13 protein-coding genes are annotated in these 19847 nt (G+C 70.4%); 10 read left to right on the top strand and 3 right to left on the bottom strand.

What is annotated here, in order from left to right; translation table 11 throughout:
• The first annotated feature begins 25 nt into the window (after nt 1-25).
• From dpgA to AB0472_RS17305, 4 genes are read left to right on the top strand one after another with little or no spacing between them, the layout of a single operon-like run.
• Nucleotides 26-1165 (top strand): 3,5-dihydroxyphenylacetyl-CoA synthase DpgA, encoded by a 1140-nt coding sequence (dpgA, locus tag AB0472_RS17320; RefSeq protein WP_366357304.1) that lies wholly within the window; start codon nt 26-28, stop codon nt 1163-1165.
• Complete coding sequence (gene dpgB, locus AB0472_RS17315; RefSeq protein WP_366357303.1) at nt 1162-1815, top strand: enoyl-CoA-hydratase DpgB; 654 nt, start codon at nt 1162-1164, stop codon at nt 1813-1815. The genes dpgA and dpgB overlap by 4 nt, the downstream gene beginning before the upstream one ends.
• Entirely contained in the window at nt 1812-3191 is a 1380-nt protein-coding gene (gene dpgC / locus AB0472_RS17310; RefSeq protein ID WP_366357302.1) for a (3,5-dihydroxyphenyl)acetyl-CoA 1,2-dioxygenase DpgC, read from the top strand. The genes dpgB and dpgC overlap by 4 nt, the downstream gene beginning before the upstream one ends.
• Complete coding sequence (locus AB0472_RS17305) at nt 3188-4573, top strand: sulfotransferase (protein ID WP_366357301.1); 1386 nt, start codon at nt 3188-3190, stop codon at nt 4571-4573. Before dpgC ends, AB0472_RS17305 begins: the two co-directional genes overlap by 4 nt.
• A 7-nt stretch (nt 4574-4580) precedes the next feature.
• Here the strand turns inward: AB0472_RS17305 and AB0472_RS17300 are convergent, their stop codons facing one another.
• Nucleotides 4581-5744 carry a sulfotransferase domain-containing protein gene (locus AB0472_RS17300; RefSeq protein WP_366357300.1) on the bottom strand — a complete coding sequence of 388 codons (1164 nt, stop codon included), beginning with the start codon at nt 5742-5744 and terminating at the stop codon, nt 4581-4583.
• A 222-nt stretch (nt 5745-5966) separates the two neighbouring features.
• Between AB0472_RS17300 and hppD the strand changes: the two genes are divergently transcribed.
• Together hppD and AB0472_RS17290 are read left to right on the top strand one after the other, a co-directional pair.
• Nucleotides 5967-7043 (top strand): 4-hydroxyphenylpyruvate dioxygenase, encoded by a 1077-nt coding sequence (gene hppD / locus AB0472_RS17295; RefSeq protein ID WP_366357299.1) that lies wholly within the window; start codon nt 5967-5969, stop codon nt 7041-7043.
• 21 nt (nt 7044-7064) lie between these two features.
• Nucleotides 7065-8573, top strand: coding sequence for a tryptophan 7-halogenase (locus AB0472_RS17290; protein ID WP_366357298.1), 1509 nt, complete (start codon nt 7065-7067; stop codon nt 8571-8573).
• Between the two features lie 14 nt (nt 8574-8587).
• On the opposite strand, the gene AB0472_RS17285 is transcribed toward AB0472_RS17290, so the two are convergent.
• Complete coding sequence (locus AB0472_RS17285) at nt 8588-10480, bottom strand: ABC transporter ATP-binding protein (RefSeq protein ID WP_366357297.1); 1893 nt, start codon at nt 10478-10480, stop codon at nt 8588-8590.
• A 344-nt stretch (nt 10481-10824) separates the two neighbouring features.
• Here AB0472_RS17285 and AB0472_RS17280 point away from each other — a divergent pair, with 344 nt between their 5' ends.
• On the top strand, nt 10825-12213 hold the full coding sequence (locus AB0472_RS17280) for a PLP-dependent aminotransferase family protein (RefSeq protein ID WP_366357296.1): 1389 nt from the start codon (nt 10825-10827) through the stop codon (nt 12211-12213).
• 40 nt (nt 12214-12253) lie between these two features.
• On the opposite strand, the gene AB0472_RS17275 is transcribed toward AB0472_RS17280, so the two are convergent.
• Nucleotides 12254-12979, bottom strand: coding sequence for an aspartyl/asparaginyl beta-hydroxylase domain-containing protein (locus AB0472_RS17275; protein ID WP_366357295.1), 726 nt, complete (start codon nt 12977-12979; stop codon nt 12254-12256).
• 577 nt (nt 12980-13556) lie between these two features.
• On the opposite strand from AB0472_RS17275, the gene AB0472_RS17270 reads away from it, so the two are divergent.
• The 3 genes from AB0472_RS17270 to AB0472_RS17260 all read left to right on the top strand — a co-directional run.
• On the top strand, nt 13557-14390 hold the full coding sequence (locus tag AB0472_RS17270; protein WP_366357294.1) for an alpha/beta fold hydrolase: 834 nt from the start codon (nt 13557-13559) through the stop codon (nt 14388-14390).
• Between the two features lie 55 nt (nt 14391-14445).
• Nucleotides 14446-14664, top strand: coding sequence for an MbtH family protein (locus tag AB0472_RS17265; protein WP_366357293.1), 219 nt, complete (start codon nt 14446-14448; stop codon nt 14662-14664).
• Between the two features lie 84 nt (nt 14665-14748).
• Nucleotides 14749-19847, top strand: a 5099-nt coding sequence (locus AB0472_RS17260; RefSeq protein ID WP_366357292.1) for an amino acid adenylation domain-containing protein, incomplete at its 3' end; no start/stop codon positions are given.

The following is a 19847-nucleotide window of genomic DNA, read 5'->3' as shown; positions in this document are numbered from 1 at the left end:
CACGCATGTGGGGGTGGACCTTCCGATGACCGTCGACAGCGTGCGGCGAGAGCTGCTGCCGGAACCCGTCCGAGCGGAGGCCGCCACCGCGGTCCGCGCGCGGATCGTCGGCGTGGGTACGGCGGTTCCGCCGCTCTCGTACTCGCAGCAGGAGGTGCTGGACGTCTTCGGCATCACCGACCCCAGGGCACGGGGCGTGTTCCTCAACAGTTCCATCGAGCGACGGCACCTGGTGCTGCCGCCCATCGGCGCCGACGGGCGACCCGTCGGCGAACCGCAGGGAGACCTGCTCGACAAGCACAAGAAGCACGCCGTGGAGTCGGGCATCCGCGCCCTGGAGGAGTGCCTGAAAAGGGCCGGCGCCGGCCTGTCCGACCTCCGTCACCTCTGCTGTGTCACCTCGACGGGATTTCTCACCCCCGGCCTGAGCGCTCTGATCATCCGTGAGCTGGGCATCGACCGGCACTGCAGCCGGTCGGACATCGTCGGCATGGGCTGCAACGCGGGTCTGAACGCCCTGAACCTGGTCGCCGGCTGGTCGGTCGCCAACCCCGGCGACCTCGCGGTCGTGCTGTGCTCCGAAGCCTGCTCGGCCGCCTACGCCGTCGACTCCACCATGCGGACCGCCGTGGTCAACAGCCTCTTCGGCGACGGCGCCGCCGCGGTGGCCGTGGTCGCCGACGGCAACGCGCCCCCCACCACCCCGGGCGCCCCGGGCGGCGACGGCCCCCGCATCCTGCGGTTCGCCAGCTGCATCATCCCGGAGGCAGCGGACGCCATGCGCTACGACTGGGACCGGGACCTCAACAGGTTCAGCTTCTATCTCGACCCGCAGATCCCCTACGTCGTCGGTGCCCACGCCGAGATCGTCGTCGACCGGCTGCTGGCGGGGACCGGCCTGCTCCGCGGTGACATCAGCCACTGGCTGGTGCACTCGGGCGGCAAGAAGGTCATCGACGCGGTCTCCGTGAACCTCGGCCTGAGCCGCCACGACGTACGGCACACCACCGGGGTCCTGCGCGACTACGGCAACGTCTCCAGCGGATCGTTTCTCTTCTCCTACGAACGCCTGCTGGACGAGCGGGTGACCCGTCGCGGCGACTACGGAGTGCTCATGACCATGGGACCCGGATCCACCGTGGAAACGGCGCTGGTCCAGTGGTGAGCGGCGTGCGCTTCGGCCTGGAGATCGACGGGTCCGGACACCTGACACCCGCCCTGGTCCACGCGGTCGAAACGGCCTGCGCCGAGGCGGAACGCTCCGGTTTCCTCGCCGTGTCGGTCACCGCCGTCCCGGAGGGCGCCGGCACCTACGCCGACGTCGCCCGGGTCAGCAAGTGGGAACGGGCGCTGCGACGGCTCGAACGGCTGCCCGCCACGACGGTCGCGGTCGCCTCCGGCGCGGTCGGCGGAACCGCGCTCGACGCACTCCTCGCCACGGACTACCGCATCGCGACCCCCGGCACCCGGCTGGAGGTCTCCCCGAGCGGGGCCGACGCCTGGCCCGGCATGGCGCTGCACCGGCTGGTCCAGCAGGTCGGCATCGCCCCGATCCGGCGGACGGTCCTGTTCGGGCACCCGCTGACGGCCGCGAAGGCCCTCGAGCTGGGCCTGCTCGACGAGATCACCGCCGCGGCCCCCGCCGCGCTGGCCGAGGCGGCCGCCGCGGCCGGACTCCGCTCCGGCCGCGAACTGGCGATCAGACGGCAGCTCATGCGCGACGCCGCGACCACCAGCTTCGAGGAGGCCCTCGGCGCCCACCTGGCGGCATGCGACCGGATGCTCCGCCAGACCACCTCGGGAGCGGGCCGGTGACCGCCCCGGCGGCCACGGGGCCGGACCCGGACCTGCGCCGCGACCTGGACCGGATCGCCGACGCGACCGCCCGCGCCGGGGAGTTCGACACCTCGGACCCGGAGCGGGACCGGCGGGGCCGGACCGCGGACGCCACGACCCCCGACCGGGTCAGACGACTACGGGTCGCCTGCCTGGACCGGCACGCCGAGGAGATCTACGACCGGCTCACCGACGGGCGCTCCACGCGCCCCCGACTCGCGGAACTGGTGGCCGCCGCGGCCGGTGCCTTCCCCGCGCTGGTGCCGCCCGCGGACCCCGCCGAGTCACGGGCCGACCGAGCCGACCGCGAGATCGACCAGGGCATCTTCCTGCGGGGTGTGCTGCGCTCTCCGGGCGCCGGCGGGCACCTGCTGATGTCCATGCTGCAGCCGACGGAGCGCGCGCTGCGGCTGCTGCCCGGGTTCCGCCGGACCGGACTCGTGCGGACCACCTCGGTGGAGCTGGAACGCCGCGACGGCGTGGCCCACCTGACCATGTGCCGGGACGACTGCCTGAACGCCGAGGACAACCTCCAGGTCGACGACATGGAGACCGCGGTCGACCTGGCCCTGCTCGATCCCGCCGTGCAGGTCGCCGTGGTGCGCGGCGGGACGATGACCCACTCCCGCCACCGGGGCAGGCGCGTCTTCAGCTCCGGCATCAACCTCAAGGCCCTGCACGCCGGGAAGATCTCCCTCGTCGACTTCCTGCTGCGGCGTGAACTCGGATACATCAGCAAGCTCGTCCGAGGGGTGCTCGTCGACCGCGACGACGACTGGCGCTCGGCCACGGTCGAGAAGCCGTGGATCGCCGCCGTCGACGCGTTCGCCATCGGCGGCGGCTGCCAGCTGCTGCCGGCGTTCGACCACGTGATCGCCGGTGCGGACGCCTACCTCAGCCTGCCCGCGGCTCAGGAGGGGATCATCCCGGGGGTGTCCAACCTGAGACTCGGCCGGGTCGCCGGGGCCCGCCTGGCCCGCCAGGCCGTCCTCGGCGGCCGGCGGATCCGGGCGGCGGAGCCGGACGCGCGTCTGCTGATCGACGAGGTGGTGGAGCCCGCCGAGATCGACGCGGCCGTCGACCGGGCGGCCCACGCGCTGCGCGCCCCGGCGGTGGTGCCGAACCGCAGAATGCTGAACCTCGCGGAAGAACCCCTTGAGGCGTTCCGCGTCTACGTCGCCGAGTTCGCCCTGCAACAGGCCCTGCGGCTGCACGCCGCGGACGTGACCGACAAGGCCGCCCGGTTCAGCGGCGCGGCATCCGCGTCCCCCGCCACGGGCCCCTTGCGCACAGAGCCGGTCGGGAGACCCGAGCGGTCTTCCGGCACCACGCGAGAACCTGGAGGAATGCGATGAGGAGCCGTCAGGCCGACCCGGCGGGAACGGACGAGGCAACCGACGACGCGAACGGCCCGCACGATCCCGTCATCGCCGCCGCCCGCCGCAGACTCGACGAACTGCGCACGGTCCGGACCCCTGTCGACGACTTCCGGACCGCGGTACGGGACCTGGTGGTCATCGCCTCCCCGTTCCGCGGCGGCACCACACTGCTCACCGAGCTACTGCGCGGCGCACCGGACCTGCTGCACTTCCAGGCCGAGATGCAGCCCGTCCTGCGCCTCGCCGGCTGGACCTACCCCGACAACGGGGCGGAATCGGAGCGGATCACCGGCCTCACCGGGGACGTCGGGTTCCTCGAACAGGAGCTGGGGAGCGACGTCGGCAACCCGGTGCACGACTGGCAGAGCATCGACTGGGCGCGCTACGCCCAGGACGTCCTCTGGCGCTGGATCGTGCAGTGGCCCATGCAGCCGCTCACCCTGGGTGAGGTCGAGGACATGCTGGAGGAGATCCTCGGCGACCGGACGGCCGACGGCCCGGGCCCGGACGGTGATCCGGTGCGGTCGGTCGGCCTGGCCCTGCTGAGGAAGCTGACGCGGCGCCACCGGGAGGTGAACCCCTACTACGCGGACTTCTCGCCGGCCGAGATCGCCACGATCCTCCCGGACCTGCCACGGCCGCACGGACCGCACGGCGACACGGTCATCGAGTTCGCGCCGCTGGCCGTCCCGAGACCGTGGCGGCGCGCGACACGACAGGACGTGCAGAGCAGGACGGTCGTCACCAAGACACCCGTCAACGTCTACAAGATGGAGGCCCTGCGCGCGTTCTTCCCCGAGGCCCGCATCCGGGTCGTTCATCTCACCCGTAACCCGGGTGCCGCCATCAGCAGTTACCGCGAGGCGTGGCTGTCGCCCTGGTTCTTCAACGCCAAGGTGAGCACACCGCTGGACATCGCCGGTTACACCGAGCCGGGCCGCCCGTGGAGCCGCGACTGGTGGAAGCTCGACTTCCCGCCGGGCTGGCAGGACCTCGTCCGCTCCCCGCTCGAGGAGGTCTGCGCCAGGCAGTGGTGTGCCTCGCACACGGCGATCTTCGACTATCTCGAGCGGAACAAGGACATCGACGTGATCCGGCTCGCCTACGAAGACCTGATCGGTACCGAGTCGCAGCGGATCCAGGCGATCGACGTCCTCGCGGACTGGCTCGGCACCGACCGTGCGCACTTCCTGGAGCCGGCCGTGAGGGGCATGGCCCCCATGAACGCGATCACGCTGCCGAAGCGGGCGAAGTGGCACCGCCACTACGAGGTGCTGCGTCCCGTGCTGCACAGCGACGACGTGATGTCGCTGGCCTCCGACATGGGCTACCCGCGCGACCTCGCCGACTGGCCGTGATCCCCGTTCAGCCGCGGTGAAGCCAGGCCAGCAGGTCGGCAGGGGCCAGGGCGGCCGCACGGGCGTGGTACCCGGACAGTTCACCGTCGGACAGCAGAGCCGCGCCGGATCCTGACCCGCCCCGCCGGAAGAACGCCGTGTTGTTCCGTGCGGGCCCCAGCGGCTGGATCCGGTTCGCGGCGGCCCGCATCCGCTCGAACGAGGCCGCCGCCACCAGATCCGCCCAGTCGCCGCCCGACGTCCCGACACCGAGGTACCGGCCCAGACGTGTCATCTCGCCCGGCAGGTCGGCCGAGAGATCGGCATAGTGGAAGAGGAGGAAATCGGCGTCCGCGCGGCGGGTCCAGGCGTCCGAGAAGTGCCACATCATGCCCTGCATCGAGGACGGCTGTCCCTCGCGCGGCGAGTCGTCCTCGATCCACTGGGCCAGCCACTTCCGCGCCGCCACCGGGTCCTGTCCGGCCCGCGGCCCCGCGGGCGCCGCCGCGGTGCCGGGCGAGTCGGTGTTGCGGCTCTGGTGGTACAGCGAGATCGCCGTGTCCAGCGGGTGCCTGCCGACGACGATGCGGGTGACCTCGGGTGGCGTGACGATGTCGCTCAGCGGCGTGTGGGTCTTGATCAGCCGCCGGTGCGACTGCCCGGCCAGAGCGGCGAACACCTCGTCGCGCGGGCACACCATGTCGTCCAGCCACGGGGACAGTTGAGGCATCGGCGCCGGCAGCTCCGTGGTCCGCAGGATCAGCAGCGCGCAGATCATCTGCATCCACGTGGTGCCGCTCTTGGCCGGTGTGCTGATGACGATGTCACCGGGTCTGAAAGGGAACAGGCGCCACCGCGCGGTCCGCAGGAAGTCCCACAGCGAGAGGGCGACGGCACGGCCGCGACCGGTCAGCGTCACGTGTATCCGCCGGCGGTCCGCCGGATCGACCCGCAGGTCCAGGTAGCCGCGTCCGACCAGGGCGTCCACGATCTCGCCGGCCTGCCGGTCGGTGATCCCCAGCACGCGTTTGAGACCACCGGTCGCGACGCCGCCGCGAAACGCCATGGCGCCCAGGACGAACTGCCCCTGCGGTGGGAGGTCGTCGAAGGCCGCCGCCGAGAGGTGGGCGTCGAGGTCGGCCTGCAGGTCGCTCGCTTCCCGGAGCACGGAGAGGAGCTGCTCATCGCTCATGGCAACAGGAAACACAGCCGTAGGTTATTGACCGTCGTCCATTGCCGTCAATGCGGGACGTGCCGAACGGCACGGTCGAATATCAACACCGGGAAAATCGGTGCTGTTTCGTGCGCGCCGGCCTTCGTTCCCCTGCGCCGCGATCGTGGGGTAGCGTGCGACACATCACTGCATCAAATGCCGCCATCGCGTGGATCCGATTTCTGATACCGGGGGAATCCCATGGACATTGGTGCGATCGATCATCTCGAGTGCTATGTCGCCGACGCGGAGAGTGCGGCGGAATTCCTGTGCGACGCGTTCGGATTCCGGATATCGGGTCGCGGCGGACCGGACACCGGCCTGGCCGGGTGCCACTCGGTGCTGCTGCGTCAGCGCGGGATCAGTCTCCTGCTGACCTCGGCCCTCCGCGAGGACCATCCGGTCGCCGAGTACGTCGGGCGGCACGGTGACGGCGTCGCCGTCATCGCCGTCGCGACCGACGACGCCCGAGCGGCCTTCACCGAGGCAGTGGCCCGCGGGGCCGCGGCCGTGGAACCCCCCGTCGAACTGGGCGCGGAGGGGGCACGCGTCACGTTCGCCTCGGTGAGCGGCTTCGGCGACGTCGCGCAGCGTTTCGTCGCGCGGGACGACGCCGACGGCCCGTTCGCGCCCGGCCTCGTCGTCGAGGACTGCTCGCGGGACACCGCGCCGGGGCTGCTGAGCAGCATCGACCACATCGCCGTCTGCGTCCCCTCCGGTGAGCTCGACCGCACGGTGAGCGATTACCAGTCGATATTCGGCTTCACGCAGATATTCGAGGAGAGAATCATCGTCGGAGACCAGGCAATGGACTCCAAGGTCGTCCAGAACGAGACGGGCGGGCTGACCCTGACGATCCTCGAGCCGGATATAACGAAGAAGCCGGGGCAGATCGACGAGTTCGTCCGCACCCACGGCGGCCCGGGCGTGCAGCACGTGGCGTTCCTCACCGAGGACATCACGTCCGCCGTGCGTGAGTTCTCGGAACGCGGTGTCCGCTTCCTGTCGACTCCGTCCGGCTACTACGACGTGCTCGGCGAGCGACTCGGCACGCTCGCGCTGCCGGTGGACGAACTGCGCGAACTCAGCATCCTCGCCGACCGCGACCACTGGGGCCTGATGCTGCAGATCTTCACCGAGTCCCGGCACCCGCGGCAGACGCTCTTCTACGAGCTCATCGACCGGCGCGGCGGCCGCACCTTCGGCAGCAACAACATCAAGGCCCTCTACGAGGCAGTCGACCGGCAGCACGCCGCCGGTCAGGAACTCGGCTACTGAGCCACCGGGCGGAGGACGGGCATGGAGCAGACGCAGACGGAAGAAGCCGACGTCGTCGTGGTGGGAGGGGGTCCGGCCGGCTCCACCCTCGCCGCCCTGGTGGCCCTGCAGGGACACCGGGTGGTGCTTCTGGAGAAGGAGCGGTTCCCGCGCTACCAGATCGGCGAGTCGCTGCTGCCGTCCACGGTGCACGGGGTCTGCCGCCTCACGGGCGTCGCCGACGAACTGGCCGCCGCGGGCTTCACGAAGAAGCGCGGGGGGACGTTCCGGTGGGGAGCCAACCGCGACCCGTGGACCTTCTCCTTCTCGGTGTCACCGAGGATGGCCGGGCCGTCCTCCTTCGCCTACCAGGTGGAGCGGTCGAAGTTCGACAAGATCCTGCTGGACCACGCCCGCCGCCTCGGCGTGGACGTCCGGGAGGCAACGGCGGTGGACCGGGTGCTGGAGGACGGCGGCCGGGTCGGCGGAGTCGGCTGCACCGGCGAGGACGGAACGCGGTACGAGATCCGGAGCAGGTACGTGGTCGACGCGTCCGGCAACAGGAGCCAGATCCACGACAGCGCGGGCGGCGCCAGGAAGTACTCGGACTTCTTCAGGAACCTCGCCCTCTTCGGCTACTTCACCGGCGGCAAGCGGCTTCCGGAACCCAACTCGGGGAACATCCTCTCGGCGGCCTTCGACAGCGGCTGGTTCTGGTACATACCCCTCAGCCCCGAACTGACCAGCGTCGGAGCGGTGGTACGGCGCGACATGGCGCAGAAGGTCCAGGGGGACCCCGAGAAGGCGCTCCTCGCGCTGATCGACGAATGCCCGCTGGTCAAGGAGTACCTGGCCGGCGCCCGGCGCGTCACCACGGGCCAGTACGGGCGGCTCAGGGTGCGGAAGGACTACTCCTACCAGGCCACGGCGTACTGGCGCCCCGGCATGGTCCTCATCGGGGACGCGGCGTGTTTCGTGGACCCCGTGTTCTCCTCCGGCGTCCATCTCGCCACCTACAGTGCCCTGCTGGCCGCACGCTCCATCAACAGCGTCCTCGCGGGCACGGTCGACGAACCGGCCGCCTTCCGGGAGTTCGAGGCCAGGTACCGCCGTGAGTACAGCGTCTTCTACGAGTTCCTCGTCGCCTTCTACGACATGAACGTCGCCGAGGGGTCGTACTTCTGGCAGGCCAAGAAGGTCACCGGCGGCTCGGGGGCGGAGTTCGAGTCGTTCATCGAACTCGTCGGCGGGGTCGCCTCCGGGGAGAGCGTGCTCACCGACAGCCGGACCACCGTGGCGGATCTGCGGTCGCGGTCGGCGGAGTTCTCGGACGCCGTGGACCGGATCGCCACCGGAGCCGACGAGACGATGGTCCCGCTCTTCCGCTCCGAGGTGGTCCGCAACGCCATGCGGGAGGGCGGGCAGGTCCAGAGCCAGGCGATGCTGGGCGAGGACTCCGAGGACGAGACCCCGCTGTTCCCCGGCGGGCTGGTCAGTTCGCCGGACGGGATGTCCTGGCGGCTGCCGCAGGCCGGCCCGACGGCCCGCTGACGGCAGCCGGCCGGTCACCCCTCCACCGGAGCGCTCCCCTGCGGGGCGAACTGGGTGCGGTACACCTCCGCGTAGAGCCCGTCGGCGGCGAGGAGTTCCTCGTGCGTCCCGCGTTCGGCGATCCTGCCCTCGTCGAGGACCAGGATCTGGCTGGCGTCCCGGACGGTGGGCAGCCGGTGCGCGATCACCAGCGAGGTCCTGCCCTCCAGGGCGACCGCCAGGGCACGCTGGACGGCCGCCTCCGACTTCGAGTCCAGGTGCGCCGTCGCCTCGTCGAGCACCACGACCGACGGCGACTTCAGCAGCAGCCGTGCCATGGCTATGCGCTGCTTCTCGCCGCCCGAGAGACGGTAGCCGCGGTCACCCACCACGGTGTCGAGCCCGTCGGGCAGCGCCGAGATGACATCCCAGACCTGCGCGGCACGACATGCCTCGACGATCTCCCGCTCGGCCGCGTCGGGCCGGGCATAGGCCAAGTTGGCCCGGATCGTGTCGTGGAACAGGTGGGCGTCCTGGCTGACCACACCGATCGTCTCGCGCAGTGACTCCAGGGTCACCTCCCGCAGGTCCCGGCCGCCGATGCGGACGGTCCCCGAGTCGGGGTCGTAGAGCCTCGGCACCAGCCGGGTGACGGTCGTCTTGCCCGACCCGGAACGGCCGACCAGCGCGGTCAGCCGGCCGGCGGGCGCCCGGAAGCTCACCCCGTCCAGGACCTTGGTGCGGTCCGTGCGTTCGGGGACGGCACTCGCGATCGACTCCAGGGACGCCAGGGACACCTCGCCGGGGGCCGGGTAGCCGAACGACACGTCGTCGAACTCGATCTCCGGCGCGCCGTCGTCCGGGGCGGCCGGCAGGGGAGCGGCGTCGGCACGTTCCGTGATGCGCGGTTCCAGGTCCAGCACCTCGAAGACCCGGTCGAAACTCACCAGTGCGGTCAACACGTTCACCTGCATGTTCGACAGCTGGTTGATCGGACCGAACAGCCGGGTCAACAGGGTCACCAGCGCGACCAGGGTGCCCAGCTGGAACCTGCCGTCGATGACGAGGCTGCCGCCGAGCCCGTACATGAGGGCTGTGATCAGCGAGGTGAGCAGCCCCATGAGGAGGAAGAAGGAGCGTCCGTACACCGCGGTGACCGCGGCGACGTCGCGAACCCGGCCCGCCCGGTCCTCGAAGAGCCCTGATTCCTCCTCGGGCCGTCCGTAGAGCTTGACGAGCAGCGCGCCGGCGACGTTGAACCGCTCGTTCATCAAGGAGGCGATGTCGGCGTCCAGTTGCATCTGTTCCCGGGTGAGCCGCTGCAGCCGCCTCCCGATGACCCGGCCGGGAAGCAGGAACAGGGGGATCACCAGCACCGCGGCAACCGTCATCTGCCAGGACAGATAGAGCATCGCGGCGAACACCAGAACCAGGGTCAGCCCGGTCGACACCGCCTGCGACAGCAGCGACGTCACCGCCAGCTGGGCGCCCACGACATCGGTGTTCAGCCTGCTGACGAGGGACCCGGTCTGCGTCCGGGTGAAGAACGCCATCGGCTGGCGCTGCACATGCCGGAACACCTGGGTGCGCAGGTCGTAGACGAGGCCCTGGCCGATCCGGGCCGAACACCTGATCTGCACGTACAGGACCAGCGCGTCGAGCACCGCCAGCCCCGCGATCGTCAGCGACAGCGCGATCACGACCGAGATCCTGCCCGGCACGACACCGTCGTCGATGATCGACTTGAGGATCAGCGGATTCGTCACGGTGATGACCGCGTCCGACGCGGTCACGAGCATCAGCAGCCCCAGACGCCACCGGAACGGCTTCGCATAGGGGATGATCCGTTTCAGAGTGCCGGGCCTGACCCGCTGGCGGGTGACCGGGTCACCGAGGCGTAGCCCAGCCGGCCCCGTGCCTCCAGTCATGGGGGCGCGGACCTCCTTCGTCATCATGCTCCGCGTCCTGTGGAAGGCCGGCCGCGGACAGACCGGAAGGCGAAACGCATCCGCCCCTTACGTCGGCAATTCGCCAGCCGAGTATCCCCGTTGCGGGTTCGAGTGACAACACGCGTCCCGCCGCCGATCGCGCGGTCGCGGTCACTGGTGAGGCCCTCAGACGCGCTGTTAGCATCGCGGCAGCAGCGCCCATCCCGAAATTGCCTGAATGGACGTTCAACCGCCTCCGGGCCGCAGTTGAACGGATTTCGGCAGGTGAGCAGCGGTGCCGCCACGACGTGTGTGGACACCGCCCCCGGTGCAGGAGGGTGACGTTGACGACCGACAATTTCCCCGGGACGGTGGCCAGGCCGCTCTCCAAGGAAACCGCAACGGACGGAGCAGTTCTCCGCAGGAGCGAACTCCACGGCAGTGTCTCGGATCCGACACTGGACACGATGAATTTCCTCAACGAGATCACTCTGCGGTATCCGCACGCCATCTCGTTCGCCCCGGGACGCCCGTACGACGGCTTCTTCGACACCGGTCAGATATTCCAGCACATTCAGCGGTACCTCGATCACCTCGCGGACAACGGGAATTCCCCGGAGGAAATCCGCGACGCGATGTTCCAGTACGGGCCGACCGCCGGGCGGATCCGCGCACTGATCGCCGAGTCGCTCCGCCGCGACGAGGGTATCGACGTCGCCCCGGAATCCGTCGTGGTGACCGTGGGCTGCCAGGAGGCGATGCTCCTGGCCGTACGGGCGCTCATCGCCGACCGCGACGACGTGCTCCTGGTGTCCAGCCCCTGCTATGTCGGAATCACCGGGGCCGCCCGCCTCCTGGACGTCGAACTGGTGCCGGTCGAGGAGCAGGAGGACGGGCTCCGCTGCGCCGACCTGGAACAGGCGATCCTGGCCCAGCGGGCCCGCGGCCGGCGTCCGCGCGCGTTCTACGTGGTGCCCGACCACTCGAACCCGTCCGGCACCACCATGCCGCTGGGAACCCGGCACGAACTGCTCGAACTCGCCGACCGGCACGACATCCTCGTCCTGGAGGACAGCCCCTACCGGCTGGTCGGCGGCGGCCGGCGGCTGCCGACGCTGAAGGCCCTGGACCGGCACCGCCGAGTGGTGCATCTGGGCTCCTTCTCGAAGTCGCTGTTCCCGGGCGCCCGCCTCGGGTTCGCCGTCGCCGACCAGCCCGTGGCGGACGCCGCGGGCCGAACCGGCCTGCTGGCGGACGAACTGGCCAAGATCAAGAGCATGGTGACGGTGAACACCTCACCGCTGAGCCAGGCCGCGGTGGCCGGCATGCTGCTGGCCGGCGGCGGCCAGGCCGCCGGACTCAACACCGAGGCCTCGGCCTTCTACCAGGAGGCCATGCGGTCCACCCTCCGGCATCTCGAACGGCGTTTCCCGCCCACCGTCCGCGAAGCCCTGCACGTGCGGTGGAACGAGCCGAGCGGCGGGTTCTTCCTGACCGTCCGGGTTCCGTTCCGCGCGGACAACGAGGCACTCGCCCGGTCCGCGCAGGACTTCGGCGTCATCTGGACCCCGATGTCCTACTTCTATCCACAGGGCGGTGGCGACTTCAGCATCCGCCTGTCGACCAGCTACCTGACCCAGCAGGACATCGGCGAGGGCGTCGAGAGGCTGGGCGACCACATCGAGCACGAGGCACGCAACGCGCGGGCGGCCGACCGGACCGACAACCGGTGACGGAGCCCGCCGGTGCCCACCGCGGGTCCCGCGCCCTGTGCTACGCCTGTCCGGCCCGCAGCCGCTGGAAGCGCTCCTCCCAGGCCTGCTGGTTGCGCTGAGCGCTCTTGATGAAGGGCGACCGGGAGATCGTCCACAGGACGATCCGATTCGCGATGTTGTAGGGGAAACGAACCGGCCGGACGATGTCCAGGAACAGCACGACCCGGTCCTCGCCGGTCTCGTTCCAGGCCGCGTGCGGGTAGGTGTCGTCGAAGAACATGCCCCCGCCCTCCCGCCAGTGCCGCGTCTCGCCACCGACCTCGATGCCGCATGCGTCGGCGGGCTCGGGAATCTTCAGCGCGAGGTGGTACCGCAGGACCCCGTTGTAGGGGCCGCGGTGCACCGGCACCCGCTTCCCCGGGCCGAACACCGAGAAGAAGGCAGTGGTCAGACCCGGGATCCGGGCGAGTGCCTCGGCGGTCTTCGGGCACCTTCCGAGATTGTCGGCGGAGGAGAAACCGTACCCGTGGAAGATGAATGTCTTCCACTGGTCGTCCTGGGTCAACGCGCGCTGCTCCCGCGAGATCTCCTGGAAGTTCGGCAGGTCGTTCCGATAGGTCAGCACCGTGTCCAGCTCCGACCGTATCTCCTCCCAGCGAGCCTCGATCAGGGGAGCCCAGGGGAACTTCTCGCCGGTGATGAAAGGGGTCGTGGGCACGAGGGAGTGCTGACGGTTCTTCTTCTCCGTCCAGTGGACGACCTTTCTGACGTACTTGCGGATCATCCGTGTCTCCTCCACCGGAATCGCCGTGCCGGCCTGGGCGATTCCCCCGCCGGTACCGCACGCACTCCCGAGCCACCATAGGGACTCGGCACACCGAAGTCAGTTGTCGGCCGCGCGGGCCGCCCGGCCGGCCCCGAGGGCCTGTTCAACTGCGGCCGTGCCGCACTTGAACACCGACGCCCCGCCCCGGCAGCAGGGACGACGGGTGAGCGGCGCCACCGTATTGCGCCAACCTGGCCGCCGGGACAGTATTCGTCGGGGCGGGCTCCTTGGTCATGAGTCCGTGCTGTACCGCCATGTCCTCAGCCGTAACGGAAAGGCAGATATCGCGCCCACCCGCACGGGAAAGCGGGCGCGCTCACCCGGTCGCACCGGGTTCTGCCGAGAGATCGAATGACGATGAAGATCGGGCCCGAGGGCCGGCGCGTCTTTTGCTCACCAAAGGGGAGGAAGTCCGGTTCGTGGGCCACGTCATGGCGACCCGTCACAACGACCCATTCCGCCGGCCGGAACAACGGGCCGAGTTCCCGGCAGGGCGCGTCCGGAACGGCATCACACCAGAACGCGGGCAGCGGAAATGGCACTGAGTGGTGAACCCGCGCAGCGGCTGCTGACCAACGGCATCCGGCTTTCCTACGAACGGCACGGATCAGGGCCGCCGGTTCTCTTCATCATGGGCACCGGCGCCGCCGGGCGGGTGTGGACCGTGCACCAGACCCCGGCCGTCGTACGCGCGGGCTATCAGGCCATCACGTTCGACAACCGCGGAATACCGCCGTCCGACTGCCCGCCGGGCAGATACGCGCTGGCGGACCTGGTCAGCGACACGAGAGGGCTCATCGAAAGCCTGCGACTGGAACCCTGCCGGATCGTCGGGGTCTCCCTCGGCGCGCTCATCGCGCAGGAGCTGCTGATCAGCGCGCCGCACCTGGTGCGCTGTGCCGTGCTGATGTCGACCAAGGCACGTTCCGACAGGGCCCGGAGCGCGCACGAGGCGGCTCACCGCGTACTCGCCGAATCCGGCGTCCGGCTGCCGCCGGAGTACTCGGCGGCCATGTCGGTCTTCCAGATGCTCTCGCCGGCGACTCTCGACGACGAGGACGCGGTCTCGCTCTGGCTGGACGTCTTCCAGCTCCCGGACGACGGCGCCGGTGCGGCCGCGGGGCAGAGCTGGGCCGGCCTCGCCGGCGCCGATCGACGCACTGCACTGCGGAACGTCACATCCCCCTGCCGGGTCGTCGCGTTCACCGACGACCTGATCACGCCCCCCTCGCTGGGCGCCGAAGTCGCCGATGCCATTCCGGACTGCGACTACGTGGAGATCTCGGCCTGCGGCCATCTCGGCTACCTCGAACGTCCCGACGAGGTCAACGCGACCATCCTCGAATTCCTGCGCAAGCACGACGACTGATCCGGCGAAAGCGAGCCGCGTTCGCCCTCACCACCCGAATGGGAAAGGAACCGAGATGACGAACCCCTTCGAGGACCCCGACGCCGACTACTTCGTGCTCGTCAACGACGAGGGCCAGCATTCCCTGTGGCCCACCTTCGTCGATGTGCCGGCCGGATGGCAGGTCGTCTTCGGAGAGAAGGGCCGCCAGGAATGCCTCGACTACATCGAGGCGAACTGGACGGACCTGCGCCCGAAGAGCCTGATCGAAGCCATGGAGAAGAACCAGGCCTGAGCCGTCGGAGGCCGGGCCGCCGGCCGGACACGAAGGTGGCGACCGCGTCGCCAGAAGGCGCCCGACAGTCGAGGAGTCCAGGGAATGTTCGATGCGGCGATTGACGGTCGGGAGCTGACGGCGGCACAACACGCCATCTGGAACGCACAGCAACTCGACCCGGCCGACCCGATCTACACCATCGGCGAGTACCTGGATATCCAAGGGGATCTGGACGTAGACCTCCTCGTGGCCGCGCTCCGCCGGATGCTGACGGAGGCCGACGCTTTCCAGGCCCGGTTCCGCGACTCCGGAACCGGGGTGCGGCAGTATGCCGTGCCACCGCATCTGCTTCCCGTCCACGTGCTCGACTTCAGCTCGTCGGACAGCCCCCGGGCGGCCGCGCTCGACTGGATGCGCACGGACCTGAAGAGGCCCTTCGACCTCGCCGAGGGACCCCTTGTCACCAATGCGGTCCTGCGCGTCTCCGAGCACCGTCACTTCTGGTACCAGAGCTGCCATCACCTGGTGGGCGACGGATTCAGCGGCGCCGTGCTCGTCGCCAGAGTGGCACAGATCTATGCCACGCTCCTCGCCGGAGACGATCCGTCGGGAGCCGCACTGCGCTCGTCCGCCCTGCTGACCGCGGCGGACCTCGACTACCGGCAGTCCGCGGAATTCCGGCAGGACCGGGAATTCTGGCGGGAAACACTCGCGGGATACCCCGAGACGGTGACGGTGAGCGGCTCCCCGGTCCGCCGGGCCCGGCTCCTTCCGCACCGGCATCTGGTGGAGATCGACGCGGAGCGGGCGGCGCGGATCAGATCGGCCGCCCGAGGGTTCGGAACCAGCCTGGCCGGACTCGCGGTCACGGCGGGAGCCGCCCACCTCCACCGGCTCACGGGAACCGACGACCTCACCCTCGGCATCCCCGTGCTCGGGCGAACCGGCCACGGGCTGCGCGCGATCTCCGGGATGAGCAGCAACGTCGTCCCCGTACGCTCACGACTGGACCCACGTACCCCCCTGACCGAGCTGGTACGGGCCACGTCGCGGAACATCCGCACCGCGCTCGGGCACCAGCGCTACCAGCAGACGGACATGCTCAGGGACCTCAACCGGGTCGGATCCGGGCCGCTGTTCGGCACCACGGTCAACGTCATGTCCTTCGACTACGGCGTGCGGTTCGGAGAGTGCACGGCCACGGCTCACAACCTCTCGAACGGCCCCGTCGACGACGTGGACATCTCGGTCTACCACCGGTCGGTCGACGCCCCCCTGCAGATCGCCGTCGACGTGAACCCCGACACCTATGGTCCCCAGGACGCCGAAGACGTCGCCCGGCGCTTCGTCGACATCCTGACCTGGATGTCCCACGCCACCGCCACCGAACGAGCGGCACACGTACCCGTGCTCACGGACGCGGAACGGCGGCGGGTGGTGGTGGACTGGAACGACACGGGTGCGGCGGTCGCGGATGTGTCGTGGCCGGTGTTGTTCGGCGAGCGGGTGGCCGCCGCTCCCGCCGCGGTGGCGGTGGTCTGCGGGGACGAGGAGCTGACGTACGGGGAGTTGGACGATCGTGCGTCGCGTCTGGCGGGGGTGCTGGTGTCCCGTGGGGTGGGTGCGGAGTCGGTGGTCGGGGTGCTGCTGGAGCGTTCGGCCGACCTGGTGGTGGCGTTGCTGGCGGTGTGGAAGGCGGGGGGCGCCTATCTGCCGATCGATCCGTCGTATCCGTCGGACCGGGTCGCTTTCATGCTGGCGGACGCCGCTCCACTGTGCGTGGTGACGGCTGCTGGTGCGGCGGGGGTGCTGCCGTCGGAGGGCGTGGTTCCGGTGGTGTGCGTGGACGACCCGGCCGTGGCCGCCGAGCAGGCGGCGGCGGATCCGGCCGTGACGCTCGGGACGGTGCTGCCCGACAACGCGGCCTACGTCATGTACACCTCGGGGTCGACGGGGCGGCCGAAGGGCGTCGTCGTCACCCAGCGGGACCTGGCCGAGCTGGTGTCCGACCGGTGCTGGGGCGACCGACCGGGGCGGGTGCTGGGGTATGCGCCCTACGCGTTCGACGCGTCGGTGCTGGAGCTCTGGGTGACGCTGGCGCGCGGCGGGTCCGTGGTGCTGGCCCCGGCCGGCGAGCTGGACGGCGGGCTGATCCGGTCGCTGGTCGGCACCCGAGGACTCAGCCACGTGTTCGTGACGGCGGGACTGCTGCGGGTGCTGGCCGACGAGGACCCCGGTTGCTTCGCCGGCCTGCGCGAGGTGCAGACCGGTGGCGATGTGGTGCCCGCGCCCGCCGTGGCCGCGGTGCTGGAGGCGTGCCCGGGCATCCTGGTACGGAACCTGTACGGGCCCACGGAGATCACCCTGTGCGCCACGCAGTACCCGGCCGCGGCCGCCGCGGAGCTGCCGACGGTGGTGCCGATCGGACGCCCGCTGGACAACACCCGCGTGTACGTCCTGGACGGGTATCTGCACCCGGTTCCGCCCGGGGCGGCGGGAGAGCTGTACGTGGCGGGCGCAGGGCTGGCCCGTGGCTACCACGGCCGTACGGGACTGACGGCGGAGCGGTTCGTGGCGTGCCCGTTCGGGGCGCCGGGCGAGCGGATGTACCGGACCGGCGACCTCGCCCGCTGGACGGCCGACGGGCAGCTGGTGTTCGCGGGCCGCGCCGACGACCAGGTGAAGATCCGCGGGTTCCGCGTCGAACCGGGCGAGGTGGAGGCCGTCCTGGCCGCGCATCCCGGTGTCGCCCAGGCGGTGGTCACCGCCCAGGAGAGCCTGCCTGGTGACAAGCGGCTCCTCGCGTATGTCGTCCCGGACGGCACCGGCAGCGGCACCGGAGCCCGGCCGGGCGAGGATCTCGTCGCGGACCTGCGCCGGTACACCGCCGGGCGACTGCCCCGGTACCTGGTGCCCGAGCAGTTCGTGGCCCTGCCCGCCCTGCCGCTGACCGCCAACGGCAAGCTCGACCGGGCCGCACTGCCCGTACCGGGGGCGGCGGTGTCGGGCGACGGGCGCGCGCCCGCCACCCGCACGGAACGCCTGCTGTGCGAAGCGTTCGCCGACGTACTCGACCTGGACCGGGTCGGACCCGACGACGACTTCTTCGGTCTGGGTGGACACTCCCTGCTGGCCACTCGTCTGGTGTCCAGGGTCCGGTCCCGCCTCGGTGTCGAGGTCGGCGTCCGCATGCTGTTCGAGGCACCGACTCCGGCGGCCCTCGCGGCATGCCTCGGCGACACCGGTCCGGTGCGTGCGGACCTGGTGAGGCGCGAGCGACCGGACCGGGTGCCGTTGTCGTTCGCGCAGCGCCGGCTGTGGTTCCTGGCCCAGTTGGAGGGACCGAGCCCGACGTACAACCTGCCGGCCGCGCTACGTCTGACCGGACAGGTCGACATCGACGCGCTCGGGGCTGCACTGTCGGACGTCGTCGCACGTCACGAGGTGCTGCGCACGGTGTTCCCGGTGGCGGACGGCGAGCCCTACCAGCGGGTCCTGCCGCTCGCCGAGGTGGGGCAGTTGCTGCGCGTCGCACGGGCCACCGAGGAGCAGGTGGCGGATCTGGTCGCGGCCGAGGCGGCACACGGATTCGATCTCTCGGCACAGGCTCCGGTACGGGCGCTGCTGATCGAGACCGCCGTGGACGTTCATGTGCTGGTGCTGGTCATCCACCATGTCGCGGGCGACGGCTGGTCGCTGGGGCCGTTGGCCCGTGACATCTCCCGGGCGTACACGGCGAGGTGCGAGGGGCGTGCGCCGGAGTGGGAGCCGTTGCCGGTGCAGTACGCGGACTACGCCCTCTGGCAGCGCGAGTCGCTGGGTGCCGAGGGGGATCCCGGCAGTGTACTGGCCGACCAGGTCCGCTACTGGCACGAGGCGTTGACGGGCGCTCCGGCGGAACTCGCGCTGCCGGTGGACCGGGTCAGGCCGGCCGTGGCCTCGCACCGGGGACACACCGAGGCGTTCGAGGTCCCCGACGATGTGCGTGCCGGCCTGGTCGCGCTGGCGCGCGAGCGGGGCGTCACGGTGTTCATGGTGGTGCAGGCCGCGCTGGCCGTGCTCCTGTCGCGCTTGGGGGCGGGGCAGGACATCCCCGTCGGAACGGCCGTCGCGGGGCGGACCGACCAGGCCCTGGACGAGCTGGTCGGGTTCTTCGTCAACACGCTGGTCCTGCGCACGGACCTGTCCGGCGACCCCTCGTTCACCGAGGTTCTCGGACGGGTCAGGGAAGCCGGCCTGGCCGCCCTGGAGCACCAGGACGTGCCGTTCGAGCGACTCGTGGAGCTTCTCGCCCCTGACCGGTCGCTGTCCCGGCATCCGCTGTTCCAGGTGATGCTCACCGGCCAGAACATGGACGAGGCCGCCCTCGATCTGCCGGGGCTGCAGGTCACATGGCTGCCGGTGGGATCGCTGCCGTCCCGCTTCGACCTCGACGTCGCGGTCGGCGAGGTGACCGGCCCGGACGGCCGGACCGTCACGTTGCAGGGGTCGGTGACGGGCGCGCTGGATCTCTTCGACCCGGAAACCGTCAGGTCGATCGCTGACCGGCTCGTACGCGTCCTCGCGGCGGTGGTCGCCGATCCGCAGGCGCGGGTGAGCGGTATCCAGGTGTTGTCGGGGGTGGAGTGGCGGCGGGTGGTGGAGGTGTGGAACGAGACGGGTGTGGTGGTGGCGGGGGTGACGTTGCCGGAGTTGTTTGCGGTGCAGGTGGGGCGGGATCCGGGTGGGGTGGCGGTGGTGTGTGGTGGGGAGCGGGTGTCGTATGGGGAGTTGGATGATCGTGCGTCGCGTTTGGCGGGGGTGTTGGTGTCGCGTGGGGTGGGTGCGGAGTCGGTGGTGGGGGTGGTGTTGGAGCGTTCGGTTGATCTGGTGGTGGCGTTGTTGGCGGTGTTGAAGGCGGGGGGTGTGTTTTTGCCGGTGGATCCGTCGTATCCGGTGGAGCGGGTCGGGTTCATGTTGGGGGATGCGGGGCCGGTGTGTGTGGTGACGTCGGGGGCTCTGGCGGGGGTGTTGCCGTCGGGTGGGGTGGTGCCGGTGGTGTGTGTGGATGATCCGGGTGTGGTGGGGGCGGTGGGGTGGTCGGGGTCTGGTTCGGTTGGTCCGTCGGGTGCGGCGTATGTGATGTATACGTCGGGGTCGACGGGGGTGCCGAAGGGTGTGGTGGTGTCGCATGCGGGGATTGTGAATCGGTTGTTGTGGAT

It is taken from the genome of Streptomyces sp. NPDC086777 (assembly GCF_040702065.1).
GTDB lineage: Bacteria > Actinomycetota > Actinomycetes > Streptomycetales > Streptomycetaceae > Streptomyces.
Note: the sequence above shows the minus strand (reverse complement) of the source record. Positions and strands in the feature narration are given on the sequence as shown.